This is a genomic window from Paenibacillus sp. SEL1 (assembly GCF_054602535.1).
This window is the reverse complement of record NZ_CM137723.1, coordinates 3975602-3988512: the sequence shown is the minus strand read 5'-3', so window position 1 is coordinate 3988512 and position 12911 is coordinate 3975602. Positions and strand designations below refer to the sequence as shown.

Genomic DNA, 12911 nt, shown 5'->3' with positions numbered 1-12911 from the left:
GGCTTTGTTCATTCTGTTAGGTGGTTTCTCACCTTTGTCAGCACAGACCACAGGTCTGTCACTGCCTTCACCTCTTCATAGTCCAGAAAGGCATCTCGTTTGTCATAGTATTTTACCGCCATAATCACCATCTGAAGCGTCACTGGCTGTCCAGCAGCCTTAAGGACTTCCACAATACTTTCGAAGGTCGCCAACTCAAACCAGGTTTGAACCTGACGATCCGGCACCCACTTGGGAATATACTCGTCCTGTTCGTTGGTTACGACTGTACCCTCCTCTGCACATTCCTCTAGCCAATGCTCATCCCAATAATAAATCGGTGTGTGTACAGGATCTTGATCCCATTGATCCACATTCACATATAACCAGTTATTATGCAGTTGCCCCACGCTACGCACCAATTCCTGCAATCCTTCAAATACACGATAAGACGGGCGCTCTCTGCGACGGTAATCCTCAAGTCTTGTCTCATACCTGCTCATCTCCAACCTCCCGCTTCCTATATCAGCTAAACACTCAAAATTCGCATAACATACATTTACAACTTATAAAACCCGATATAATTACAAGCACCTCGTAAAGTGTCAAGACTACATAAGGAGATTGATCTATTCATGAAAAGAACCACCGCACTTGTTATCCTGTCCTTGCTATTACTGGTATCCCCGATCTACGCTGCTGCCCCAGCACCTATGCTGGTCTATGTGGACCAGAGTAACCACTCCTTCATCCCGCTTCGTCTTCTGAACAGCTATGAAGGGATCACATTCAATTTAACGGCAGCGGACAAAAAAATAGAAATTGCGCAAGGCAATACTCGGATCACCCTATTTGCCGGGAAATCTACTGCCAAAGTGAATGATCAAACGGTCCATTTGCAAAATGCTCCTTTTACCGATAACGGTTCGACCTATGTCCCCTTGCAGTTCATCAGTCAAAATCTAAACCTGCAAGTCTCATGGCAAAAGGAAACCTCAGCTGTACGCATTAAGCAAGGTGCAACGTCCGTCACGCTTCCGGTACATACTGGCAAGCTACCCGGAAACACTACACCCATTACGACAGCTCATAAAAGCTTCAAGGTCGGGTCTCGTACATTTTCCGCTAAGGTGGTCACCATCTCTATGCTCCATCCCAAGGTAAGCCTGGACGTGGCACTGGCAGGCGATTCCATTGGTAAAGTGGAAGACTTAAGTAGTCTCGCCAAACGTAACCAAGCGGTTGTAGCCATCAATGGTACATTCTTTGATGCCTATACCAAAAGCTCTTACAAAACGCCTTACGGCTATCTGGTCAGTCACGGAAAGATGTTGAAAAAAAGCTCTGGCGACCAACGAACGGTCTTCACCTACGATACTAATCATTTAGCTGAGCTGGTGTCGGGTTCTGCCTTTGAACAACGCTTAAGCCAAGGTAGCGTCGAAGGTGCCCTTCAAGCCGGGCCTCGTCTGGTCACGAACGGTCAGGTTTCCCTAAATGTCAAAGCCGAAGGCTTCAAGGACCCTAAAATATTAACAGGCGGCGGCGCCCGCAGCGCACTCGGGATGAGTCGGGATCATAAGCTGATCCTCCTGACCACAAGTGGAGCGACTATACCGCAGCTCGCCCAAATGATGAAGCAGGCTGGCGCTTATCAGGCCATGAATCTGGACGGCGGTGCTTCCAGCGGGCTGTATTACAACGGCTCCTACCTCACCACACCCGGCCGCCAAATCAGCAATGCCATTATTGTAAAGTATCAATAGACAGATAAAGGGCTGTCTTCACGGATGTGTAAGCCGTGGGGATAGCCTTTTTTCTATTTCCCCAGTTTAGGTTGTCCGGCCTCCACCTGTTCAGGCGGCTTGTATGGGCCGTTACGGGTTGCCTACAACCTACAATCGAATCAGACCTGTAAAGCTATTGCTGCCTTCGCTTCCTTTTTTTAAAGAAAGATAAATACGATTGTCTTCTCTGCTCGCCAAGCATTCATAAAATCCCGGTTGCATAGAAAGGAACGTCCCTCCCCATACGCATTCAGGCTCCAGTCCACCACTTGTGGCTTCCTCCCCTGCTCCAATAAATAGGTTGCCTGAGGGAACCTTCAAAAACAGCCGCACAGTAGGCTTGTCGATATGATCTGTTATCACAACCTCATAGGTCCCGTCGGCTCCCAGATTCAAAAAAGCTACATTTCCTTTGTTCAACTCGCCCAGCTCGTCCTCTTCGATGGACCACCAATCCGGATCATCGTCCAAACGATGTTTAAGTGCTTGCGTATCAAATAAGCAAAGAGTCGCCGTGTCTGTCGTAAATTGAAATGGACTGCTTGCCGTATTCATCATGCGATCCTCCTGATTTTGGTCAACGAATTTCTGTTTTTCCACGTCTTACGCTATCCGTATTGCCATATATTTGAGGGAAAATCTCCCTGTATGTAAAGTATAACAATGCTTGCAGGGCCAGACAACATGTTGGGCTAACACCTATTCTGCATAAAAAGCCCTCCCTCACGATGTCGTGAAAGAAGGCCGATTTGTGGATTTAAGCGATGCTAACCTGCTGTTAGATCAAAAAAGACTTAGTAATAATTACCAACAAAATGAACAATACCAAAATCGCTCCTGTGGATGTCCATGCTCCACCGTAACCTACTTCACCCATGTCTGAATCCCTCCTTGCGTTAAAGCTTACTCTTATCGTATGAAGAAAAGCGGATAACGACAGGGCGAATCGGCAAGTTTATTTGCCATGGAAGGACTACTCAGAAAATGGACTGATACGTTTGAGATAGATCGCTAATGACTCTGGATGACAACTGGCAGAGAATGTCGTCCGTTCTTCGCAGTAACCTGCTCACATCCTTGTACTTCATTTTTTGAAGGAGCGGGGTTTCTAACTGGGATGAAAGAAATTGAGTGGTGCCTATAAATACAACAACATCCAATCCCGGGTTGGTTTCGGTATGTAATAAGTGCAGCAGATCAGTCATAGACAGTAATCCGGGAGGGAAACGGCTGTTGTTTTCTTTCATATATAGTGCTTTTAACATGGAGGTCAAAGCCCAGTCACATAGGATAATGCAGCATTGGACTTGATTGTGCTTGTACAGGATTTGGGCTAGTTTCATGTGGTATTGGGATAGAGTGTGAAAATCCGTTATTGAATTATGTAGGTGTTGTGAGGGTCTGGACGGTTGAGTGGGACTTGGAATAAAGGTAGAAGGAGCTTCTTTCATATCTATTCCTCCAGAGAATTTAAAGAATAGTCTTATTATACTCTAGAATAATACTTATAGATATAATATTTGATAAATATACGATTCTTAATCTCATGTTTACCCAATAAAATCTTGTCTACACTTTTTAGTATGAAGGAGTGTAGATAAATGCAGGACAAAGAAGTACTAAAGCTAGTTGGGGCTAGAATAAGAGTGTTACGCAAAGAAAAAGGCCTCTCACAAGAAGCTCTTGGGGAAAAAGGTGGATTTCATTTTACATACATTGGACAGATCGAACGTGGAGAAAAGAATGTTTCTTTGATAAATGTAGCTAAAATTGCAAAAGCACTAGACGTAAACTTAGTTCAGTTGTTTTCATATGTAAGCGAGGACCCCAAAATTGTGGAGTCTGATGAAGATATTATAGAAATTATTACGATGCTCAAAAAGTCGAGTCCAGAGAAAGTACGCTTGGCGAGGAATGTGATACGGGAGATTACAAAATAAAAGGATTTTTTAGCAAAAATAAAGGAGCCACCTTTAGTTAACAAGGCAGTTCCTATTGCACTATTGTTTTACGTAAGTTCAATACCCTATCGAACATTAAAATAACATATATATATCCACTATTAACTTAATTTCAAGTTTCTTATATAAAAGCGCGAACTGAATTGAATTCGAAATTACAAAGGATTCCCCTCCATTATGAAATTATTGACTTCTAGGTAGTTTTTTGCGGTCATTCAATTTAGATTTTCTTTTTACCCTTTTTGTGGGCAATACCATACGAACATTTTTTAGCTTCGTTTTTCTTTGAGCACTATTTGTAATAAGGTTGACTGTAAAGTTCACGAAACCGCGTTGGATGTTAAGTGTTTTAAAACCAACTCTTCTGCAATTATTGCATAGATTCCCATTAATATTCCAGATCCAACATCCACTGAAATTATAATTAGGAACATGTATGGGGAAATTACCTGACCATACAAGATTTCTTGATATGCTCTCAGCGTAGTAATAAATTGTTCTATCCCCTACGTTGCCAGTAACAACTTCCCTCGTTTGACCAGGCGCCAAACGGTACCAGGTAGACAATATACCAGTTTGTCCCACAAAGACAAACCCACATCTGCTCGCGTGATAGAAAATAGCTACTTGTACGGTAGAATTGGTGCTGTTTCGAAAATAAAGACTCATTTTTTTGTCACTCCCTCTTAATGCCATTCTACAATCCATTGTATGCAAGAGTTGTAAATAGGAAGTGGACAAACATAAAAGAGTCTTAACCTTTTTTAGGATATTCAGAAATTATGCTTTTTTAGAGTTTCCCGCCATCAGTTTGGCGAAACCATATGACCATATTGTTTATGTTATGGAATTCAATCCAAAGAATACTCCCACCTGATCTTGTAAAGATCAAAAAACACGTCCATATATGACGTGTTTTTTATAAATATCTTTAACTAATAGAACCTTTCAATTCCCCTAAACTAACCCCTTATTTCCAAATCTCGTCCGCAATCTCTTTAATGAAAGCAAGCTTTTTCCACTGCTGCTCTTCTGTCAGAATATTGCCCTCTTCTGTCGAAGCGAATCCGCATTGTGGACTGAGGCAGATGTGGTTGATGTCGACGAATTGAGTCGCTTCCTTAATGCGGTTAATGACCGTCTGCTTGTCTTCCAGTTCACCCGTTTTGGAGGAAACTAGGCCCAGTACGACCTGCTTTTGATCTTTCAGATACTTAAGCGGTGTGAAGTCACCTGCACGGTCGGTGTCGAATTCGAGATAGTAGCCGTCGATGTTGTCGATGCCGAACAGGGTTTCGGCTACAGGCTCATAGCCGCCAGAAGATGCCCAGGTGGAATGGTAGTTACCACGGCATACGTGGGTCGTTACGACCAAATCGGCTGGAAGATCCTTCACCGTTTCCTGATTCACGCGGGCAAACAGCTTTTTGGTATCTTCCACATTCTCACCCGCATGCTGTCTAGCTTCCCAATAGTTTTTATCACAGAGCATACCCCATGTGCAATCATCCAGTTGCAAGCTGCGGCAGCCCTCACTGTACAACGCTTGAATCACGGACTTGTAGGCTTTGGCGATATCCGTCACCAGTTCATCCAGATTGCTGTAATACGTATCGGTTGTTTCTTTATTCTCTCCGCGCAACAGCTCGGCCAGGAACTGTGCAGGTGCCGGGATCGTTTGGCGCGCGATCGCATCCTCACCTGCGGCTTGCTTCAGGAATTTGAAATCTTCAATGAAAGGATGACGGGAATGTCCGATTTTACCGGACAAGCGTGCGGTTTCCGCTCTTGTTTCCACACCTTGGAATTGGTAGCCGTTCGAAAGCTGTACCTTTTCCACACCATCCAGACCCCACATAAAATCAAGATGCCACCAGGAGCGTCTGAATTCACCGTCTGTCACGGCTTGAAGTCCTACGGATTTTTGCTTTTCCACTAGCTTGATAATTTCGTTATCTTCAATCTTTCTCAGCTCGTCCGCAGAGATTTCATTATTTTGAAATTGAATTCTGGCGTCTTTAATCGCTTGCGGGCGCAGAAAGCTGCCGACCATATCGTGTCTAAAAGGGGTCACTTTACGTTGGGATGCATTATCAAGGATGCTGCTCATTAAGGTTATCTCCTTTTTCGCTTTTGTAGTGAAGTTCTTGTAAGAAAGATAACATACATTTTCAGTTATAAGGTAACTCCAATAAACTATAGCTAGTTATAGCCTAAGGCTATACCAAACCTTTTATTCCCCTATCGCCTCATGCAGCGCTTCTACATAGACAGTGGCCAGCTTGGAGAGCGCAGCGTTTTTATGGCAAATCCATCCCACATTAATAGACTCATCACATTCCAGAGGAACGGAAATAATGTCGTTACCGTTCAGATCCGCACTGATCACCCCGGTAGAAATCGTATAGCCGTTCAAGCCAATGAGCAAATTAAAAAGGGTCGCCCGGTCATGGACACGAATGCTTTTGGGATGCGATAACGTACTGAGAATCTCCTCGGAAAAGTGAAAGGAATTGTACTCCCCTTGCTCAAAGGACAAATACGGATACGGATGAAGCTGGTCAATGGTCACGATGGACTGTCGGGATAGCGGATTATTGGCACTGATAAAAATATGTGGCTTGGCCGTAAACAGGCTGTTAAATTGCAGATTCGCATCTTTTAGCAGCTTGTTAATGACCTTGGCGTTAAATTCGTTCAGATACAGGATTCCGATCTCACTGCGCAGGCTTTTGACATCCTGTATGATTTCATGGGTTTTGGTCTCTCGCAAAGCCAATTCATACTCTTCTTGACCATATTGATTTACCAGATTTACGAATGCATTTACAGCAAAAGCGTAATGCTGCGTGGACACAGCAAAATGCTGTGGTGAAGGCTTGGCATCCAGATAGCGACTTTCCAGCAGCTCCGCCTGCTCAACGACCTGACGTGCATAACCGAGGAATTCCACGCCTTCCTTGGACAAAGAAATCCCCTTATTGGTACGCTCAAAAATGGTGATATGAATTTCTTCCTCCAGATCACGAATCGCGTTCGACAGACTGGGCTGGGAAATGAACAACCGCTTTGCCGCCTCATTCATGGAACCGCGATTGGCAACCTCAATGACATATTTTAATTGTTGTAAAGTCAATGCATGATGTCCTTTCCGTTTGTGTTTCTTCTATTATATAATACACGATCACACTTCTGGGAAAGGAGTAATTGGATGCTTGAATGAATTCAGACTCTCCCCAAGGCTATAAATACAAACACCCCCTCAAAATGGTAATATCCATTTCAAGGAGGTGCTTTTTCACGGCGGCTTTAATTAACGAATTTCACCGTTTGTGGAAATCAGCTTTTGATAACAATAGAAGCTTTGTTTACGAATACGACGCAGATCCTTGAGATCAAACTCCTCACGATCCACATAGATAAACCCGTAACGTTTGCTGAAGCCCTGATTAGTACTAACAAGGTCAATCGCAGACCACGGACAGAAGCCGAATACTTCTACACCGTCTGTAATTTCCAGTTGAATTATCTGGGTATCGCCTGCTTATCAGTAACAATGCAGAATAACAACACAATCATGCCAAAAAACTGCTAAACACTCGGAATCCCTTGCGCTTAGCAGTTTTTAGGTTCATGCTTAACTCTCTTTCTCTTTGCAAAACACCTCTTTGGCAACCTGCATAGCTGAGGCTGCCCGGGGCCATCCTACATAAAAGGCAAGCTGTGTAATGACCTCAACCAGTTCTTCCTCCGAAATTCCGTTCTCCTTGGCCAGTTTCAGATGATAAGGAAGTTGATTTACATGCTCACACGCTACCAGAGCGGCAACTGTAATGAGACTCCGTTCTCTGAGAGATAGCTCACTTCTTCTCCATACATCTCCAAAAAGAACATCCTCCGTATAACCTACAAAAGCGGGAGCAAAATCACCGATGGTTTCCCGAACACTCGATCTGATCAATTTATGCTTCATACAATCATCTGGGCAAGTCCGTTGCCAAAGGACCAATCCTCTAATTCAGTCTCTACCAGTGTCACAAATACATCCTCCGGTCTAACCTTACATTCAATAGATAAGAGTTCCGCTAACTTTTGGTAGAAACTCTTTTTTTGTTCCGTAGTTCTACCCGATCCCAATGTAATTTGGATGTACAGCAGCTTGTCTGTTCTGGATACATTCAAATAATCGGGACTATAATAAAACTCGCTTTGCTTATGAGCATGAAAAACCTGAAAGTAATCTTTTTCTGGAACCTGAAAATGTTCGATCAAAGCATTCATGATACAGCGACTAATCCAAGGCAACTCTTGCTCTGTGTATTGCTGCTCCATGTAGCCAATTCGTACAAATGGCATGTTCATCTCTCCTATTCGCTGGGATAAGATGATTGTACTCCTCTTATTTTCATCTGTATAATTGAAAACAATCATAAATATATTCAATTTTACCGATGGAGATGAACATGCGTGGATCTGAAAGAATTAACTACATTTCGTACCATAATCGAAGAAGGAACGTTTTTAAAAGCTGCTGCCAAATTAAACTACGCTCAGTCTACAGTCACGAACCAAATCCAGAGGCTAGAGAAAGAGCTGGGATTTCAGCTTTTTAAAAGGGGGTGGGATGCAGAGTTAACGTCCCCAGGCAAACTATATGCCGAGGAGATAAACGGGCTTATTCAGCATTGGAATTTTGTGATGGACCAGGCGAAGTCTCTAAAAAAGGAGGAGATTGGCACGCTCCATATCGGTGTGATTGAAACGGTGGCGGCTACCGTACTGCCCTTGGTTCTGCAGCAGTTTCGAGAGCATAAACCGAATATTACGTGCCATTTTACAGTTGGCAACACGGATGCACTCGCAAATGCTTTGGTGGACGGTAAGCTGGATTTTGCAATCTCCGGGGAACCTCACTCGATTCCTTCCTTACACTTTGAACCCATATATCACGAACACATCGCCTTTATTGTATCCCGTAATCACCCTTTTGCGGTAAAAAGTGAGCTTTATCTCGAAGATCTGTACGAGTACCCGCTTATCGTCGGAGGTAAGAACTGCTTGTACCATATACGACTGGAGAAAGAGCTTTCCCGCTTTCCATCGATGCCGTTTTTTTATACTGTCAGTCAAATCTCGTCGATCGCCACATTTGTAAAAACGATTCCATCAGTTGGAGTGGTTCTATCGTCAATGCCTTTGCCGGAGGAACTGGTTACCGTCCCCCTCCCGTTAACAGGCCCGAATATTCCTATTGGACTGCTACAAAACAACCATCACCAGCAGTATATGTCTTCGGCCCGAAAGCTATTTATACAGCTGGTTAAGGAGCTTTATAGGCTATAGCTCCAATGCAATAACTACTAATAAGCTATATAGGCAAAGCAGACACCTTTGCATAAAGAAAAAGCCGCTAAACACTCAGAAACCTGATGTTTAGCGGCTTTACTATTTTGATGGCCTAAAGAAATGTGGCCCTCTTTTAATTTTTATACTCTTGACATACCCGTTATTTCGCTTCGAGCGGTTTTTTCCACAGTCCCAGAATGAGCGCGGAAATCACGGAGCCGATCACGACTGCAAGCAAGAACAGCAAAGCATGATTGGCAAGAGCTGCTACAAAAATTCCGCCATGTGGAGCTGGAAGATTGATTTGCCAGAACTGCGTCAGACCACCAGCAATCGCTGAACCTACAATACAAGAGGTCAGGACACGCAGAGGATCGGCAGCTGCGAATGGAATGGCTCCTTCTGTAATGAAGGACAATCCAAGTACATAGTTCGTCAAGCCAGACTTGCGCTCTTGCTCAGTAAACTTATTTTTGAAGAACGTCGAAGCTAATGCGATCGCCAGCGGAGGTACCATACCAGCCGCCATAACAGCCGCCATCATAGCGCCGTTCGTGTTACCGCTGGAAGTAAAGACACCGATCGAAAATGCGTAAGCTGCTTTGTTAAAAGGACCACCCATGTCGATCGACATCATTCCGCCCAGGATCAGACCCAAAATAACTGCATTACCTGTTCCTAAATTGTTCAGAACATTAACAAGCCACGTATTAATACCACCGAAAATTGGATCGAACAGGTAGAACATAATCGCGCCTGAAATTAGAAGTCCAAATACAGGGTATAACAAGATTGGTTTTAAACCATCCAGTGTTTTCGGCAGACCTGCAAAAGCTTTACGCAGGAAGATCACCACATAACCAGCCATGAAACCAGCTGCCAGACCGCCAAGGAAGCCTGCATTAGAGTTTACAGCCATCAGACCCCCAACCATACCTGGCATCAGTGCCGGGCGGTCTCCAATGCTCATCGCGATAAATCCGGCCAGTATCGGAATCAGGAAGTGGAACGCACCTGTTCCACCGCCAATTGTCTGCAACAGTTGGAACAATGCATTGTCTTCTCCTGCCACTTGTTCAATCAAGAAGGAAATTGCTAACAAAATCCCCCCGCCTACAACGAATGGCAGCATATGAGAAATACCGTTCATTAAATCCTTATAGATTTTACTGCCCACGCTGCTCTTCTCCGCTTTCGACTCTTCAGCACTGCTTTTACCTTCACTACGATAAATTGGGGCATCGCCGTTCAGCGCTTTGCGGATCAGTTCCTCAGATTTACGGATACCGTCGCTTACCGGTCTTTGCAATACAGGTTTACCGTCAAATCTGGCCATTTCAACCTTTTTGTCAGCAGCAACGATTACACCTTTGGCACGGCGAATTTCATCCGCTGTCAGTACGTTTTGCGCACCTTCCGAGCCATTCGTTTCTACCCGGATGTTAACACCCATTTCTGTCGCTTTCTTAATGAGAGCGTCTTCAGCCATAAACGTATGCGCAATGCCTGTAGGGCAGGCAGTCACCGCAACCACAAACTCGTCTGAATTCGGGTTACCAACGATAACATCCGGCGTTTTCTGTGCTTTGGCAGCCTCTTTCTTTGCTTCTTTTGCTTTCTTGGCTGCTTCTTCTTCCGCCTGCTTGGTATCAAACAGCTCGGATACTTCATCCGGTGTTTGCGTATTCATCAGTTTGTCAATGAAATCGGTATCAATTAGAAGCCGGGAAAGAGCCGCTAGTGTGCGAAGATGCGTATTTGCTGCTCCCTCTGGAGCCGCAATCATAAAGAACACTTTTGCCGGCTCACCGTCCAACGATTCGAATTCTACGCCTTTACTGCTTTTGGCGAAAACGACAGTCGCTTCATTCACGGCTTTAGTCTTGGCATGCGGCATCGCAATGCCGCCGCCGATTCCAGTGCTAGACTCTGCTTCACGTTTGTAAATCATTTCTTTAAACAAGGCACGGTCATTAATACGTCCACTTGCTTCGAGACTAGCGATAAGCTCCTCAATCGCCTCGTCTTTTGTCGTCGCCTGCAGGTCCATGATCATCGTTTCTTTAATCATCAGGTCTGTTATTCTCATTTTTCACACTCTCCTAAGTTCGATCAGCGTGTCGATACACGCATAATAAGCTCATGATGCAGCCGAATTACCGTTTTGAAATCGTGACTTGCGGCCGTAATTGTTCAATCTTCTCTTTAGTAGCCAGATCATCGGAAAACGCAGTTGCGCTTCCGGATGCCACTCCTGCACGGAATGCTTCGATCGGATCGCCATGAAGAGACAGCGTACCCACGAATCCAGCAATCATTGAATCACCTGCGCCTACAGAATTTTTCACCGTACCTGCTGGTACATTTGCGTGATACACTTCATCTGCCGTAATGAACAAAGCCCCTTCTCCTGCCATGGAAATCAGTACATTTTTTGCGCCTGCTTCCAGCAGCTTACGACCGTAAGTGACGATCTCCTCCTTTGAATGAATCGTTACGCCAAACAACTCAGCCAGCTCGTGGTGATTCGGTTTGATGAGCAGCGGTTTATGAACCAGTGCCTTCATCAACGCCTCACCTGTGGTGTCGATGACGAATTCAGCGCCAGTTTGCTGACATACGCTAATCAGCCGATCATAGAAGTCTCCTCCAAGTGACGGTGGAATACTTCCCGACAAGACGACAATGTCATTTTTCTGGAGTCCCGCCAGCTTTTGCACCAACGCATCGGCCTCTTGCTCACGAATCGCAGGTCCCAAACCATTAATTTCCGTTTCATCGCCATGCTTGAGCTTAATGTTAATCCGCGTGTCATCTTCGATCATTACAAAATCAGTTTTAATGGATTCTTCCCGCAATGTATCGTCGATAAACCTGCCTGTGAATCCTCCGAGAAAACCAATCGCCGTGCTATCTGCCCCCAACTGGTTCAGTACACGTGATACATTAATTCCCTTACCACCTGGCAGTTTTAAATCACGTTTCATCCGGTTCAAATCACCAAGCTTCAAATCATCAACTTCCACGATATAATCAATGGAAGGGTTCAGCGTTACTGTATATATCATTGTTATCCCTCGATTATCTTAGTTTTCTGAGCGATGGATCGGCGTGACCGTTCTGGCATCGATTCAGTAATAAGTATAGCTTCCTTGAGCTCGAACAGTTTGGCGAAGGTTACTTCTCCAATTTTGCTGGAATCGGCTAACACATACGTTTTGCCAGACAGCTGGTGAGCACGTCGCTTGATCAGCGCCTCTTCGGGATCAGGAGTTGTATACCCCATTTCCATATCCACCCCGTTCGTTCCTAGAAAGCACTTGTCGAATCGAAAATTGTCCAAATTTTGTAGGGCAATACTCCCGATTACGGCTTTGGTATGAATTTTCATCATCCCTCCCAGTAGATAGCTTCTGATTCTTTTGCTTACCAGTGCTTCTACGTGGGATAGTCCATTCGTCACGACCGTCACGTCTTTAGCTTCAATGTAAGGAATCATCGCCATCGTTGTTGTTCCCGCATCCAGATAAATACATTCGCCATCCAAAATTTCTTTGGCTGCTATACGGGCCACCGCATTTTTTTCTTGAACGTTTTTGAATGTTTTTTCTTCCATGCCAGGTTCCTGACTTTTCTGATTCAGCAAGGTTGCCCCTCCATGAATCCGCTTGAGTAACTGACGGCTCTCAAGATCTATCAAATCACGCCGAATCGTTGACTCAGAAGCTCCCAACAGATCAGCCAATTCTTGCAACTTTACAACACCACATTCTTGTAAGCGCTGTATTATTAACTTGTATCTTTCTTCCGTCAGCATCATCATTCCCCCAACTGATCA

15 protein-coding genes and 1 pseudogene are annotated in these 12911 nt (G+C 44.5%); 3 read left to right on the top strand and 13 right to left on the bottom strand.

Annotation, left to right across the window (positions count from 1 at the left end; all coding sequences use genetic code 11):
* Nucleotides 1–8 precede the first annotated feature (8 nt).
* Complete coding sequence (locus ACYCSE_RS18640; RefSeq protein WP_459699274.1) at nt 9–482, bottom strand: DUF7716 domain-containing protein; 474 nt, start codon at nt 480–482, stop codon at nt 9–11.
* Nucleotides 483–614: 132 nt separating this feature from the next.
* Here ACYCSE_RS18640 and ACYCSE_RS18635 point away from each other — a divergent pair, with 132 nt between their 5' ends.
* Complete coding sequence (locus ACYCSE_RS18635; protein WP_446674431.1) at nt 615–1745, top strand: phosphodiester glycosidase family protein; 1131 nt, start codon at nt 615–617, stop codon at nt 1743–1745.
* Between the two features lie 129 nt (nt 1746–1874).
* Here the strand turns inward: ACYCSE_RS18635 and ACYCSE_RS18630 are convergent, their stop codons facing one another.
* The 3 genes from ACYCSE_RS18630 to ACYCSE_RS18620 all read right to left on the bottom strand — a co-directional run bounded on the left by ACYCSE_RS18630 (nt 1875) and on the right by ACYCSE_RS18620 (nt 3013).
* Complete coding sequence (locus ACYCSE_RS18630) at nt 1875–2324, bottom strand: DUF6386 family protein (protein ID WP_459699272.1); 450 nt, start codon at nt 2322–2324, stop codon at nt 1875–1877.
* Nucleotides 2325–2544: 220 nt separating this feature from the next.
* Nucleotides 2545–2643 (bottom strand): hypothetical protein, encoded by a 99-nt coding sequence (locus tag ACYCSE_RS18625; RefSeq protein WP_014599622.1) that lies wholly within the window; start codon nt 2641–2643, stop codon nt 2545–2547.
* Nucleotides 2644–2743: 100 nt separating this feature from the next.
* A complete protein-coding gene (locus ACYCSE_RS18620) occupies nt 2744–3013 on the bottom strand; it encodes a hypothetical protein (RefSeq protein WP_341161826.1) in 270 nt (89 codons plus the stop codon).
* 354 nt (nt 3014–3367) lie between these two features.
* Here ACYCSE_RS18620 and ACYCSE_RS18615 point away from each other — a divergent pair, with 354 nt between their 5' ends.
* A complete protein-coding gene (locus ACYCSE_RS18615; RefSeq protein ID WP_459699269.1) occupies nt 3368–3706 on the top strand; it encodes a helix-turn-helix domain-containing protein in 339 nt (112 codons plus the stop codon).
* 204 nt (nt 3707–3910) lie between these two features.
* Here ACYCSE_RS18615 and ACYCSE_RS18610 read toward each other — a convergent pair whose 3' ends face one another.
* The 6 genes and pseudogenes from ACYCSE_RS18610 to ACYCSE_RS18585 form a co-directional block, all read right to left on the bottom strand.
* Nucleotides 3911–4396, bottom strand: coding sequence for a DUF1036 domain-containing protein (locus ACYCSE_RS18610; protein ID WP_459699267.1), 486 nt, complete (start codon nt 4394–4396; stop codon nt 3911–3913).
* Between the two features lie 301 nt (nt 4397–4697).
* Nucleotides 4698–5837 (bottom strand): 5-methyltetrahydropteroyltriglutamate--homocysteine S-methyltransferase, encoded by a 1140-nt coding sequence (locus ACYCSE_RS18605; protein WP_459699265.1) that lies wholly within the window; start codon nt 5835–5837, stop codon nt 4698–4700.
* Between the two features lie 123 nt (nt 5838–5960).
* Entirely contained in the window at nt 5961–6863 is a 903-nt protein-coding gene (locus ACYCSE_RS18600; RefSeq protein WP_023987954.1) for a LysR family transcriptional regulator, read from the bottom strand.
* Nucleotides 6864–7040: 177 nt separating this feature from the next.
* Nucleotides 7041–7253, bottom strand: a pseudogene (locus ACYCSE_RS18595) (family 1 glycosylhydrolase); the annotation flags it as partial.
* 111 nt (nt 7254–7364) lie between these two features.
* On the bottom strand, nt 7365–7700 hold the full coding sequence (locus tag ACYCSE_RS18590; protein ID WP_336076960.1) for a carboxymuconolactone decarboxylase family protein: 336 nt from the start codon (nt 7698–7700) through the stop codon (nt 7365–7367).
* On the bottom strand, nt 7697–8083 hold the full coding sequence (locus tag ACYCSE_RS18585; protein WP_446674427.1) for a tautomerase family protein: 387 nt from the start codon (nt 8081–8083) through the stop codon (nt 7697–7699). Before ACYCSE_RS18585 ends, ACYCSE_RS18590 begins: the two co-directional genes overlap by 4 nt.
* A gap of 111 nt (nt 8084–8194) precedes the next feature.
* Here ACYCSE_RS18585 and ACYCSE_RS18580 point away from each other — a divergent pair, with 111 nt between their 5' ends.
* Nucleotides 8195–9070, top strand: a complete 876-nt coding sequence (locus tag ACYCSE_RS18580; protein WP_459699262.1) for a LysR family transcriptional regulator — start codon at nt 8195–8197, stop codon at nt 9068–9070.
* A 163-nt stretch (nt 9071–9233) separates the two neighbouring features.
* Here ACYCSE_RS18580 and ACYCSE_RS18575 read toward each other — a convergent pair whose 3' ends face one another.
* The 3 genes from ACYCSE_RS18575 to ACYCSE_RS18565 form a co-directional block, all read right to left on the bottom strand.
* On the bottom strand, nt 9234–11162 hold the full coding sequence (locus tag ACYCSE_RS18575; protein WP_322172069.1) for a PTS fructose transporter subunit IIABC: 1929 nt from the start codon (nt 11160–11162) through the stop codon (nt 9234–9236).
* Between the two features lie 67 nt (nt 11163–11229).
* A complete protein-coding gene (pfkB, locus tag ACYCSE_RS18570; RefSeq protein WP_061828660.1) occupies nt 11230–12141 on the bottom strand; it encodes a 1-phosphofructokinase in 912 nt (303 codons plus the stop codon).
* A 2-nt stretch (nt 12142–12143) separates the two neighbouring features.
* On the bottom strand, nt 12144–12890 hold the full coding sequence (locus ACYCSE_RS18565) for a DeoR/GlpR family DNA-binding transcription regulator (protein ID WP_061828662.1): 747 nt from the start codon (nt 12888–12890) through the stop codon (nt 12144–12146).
* Nucleotides 12891–12911 lie beyond the last annotated feature (21 nt).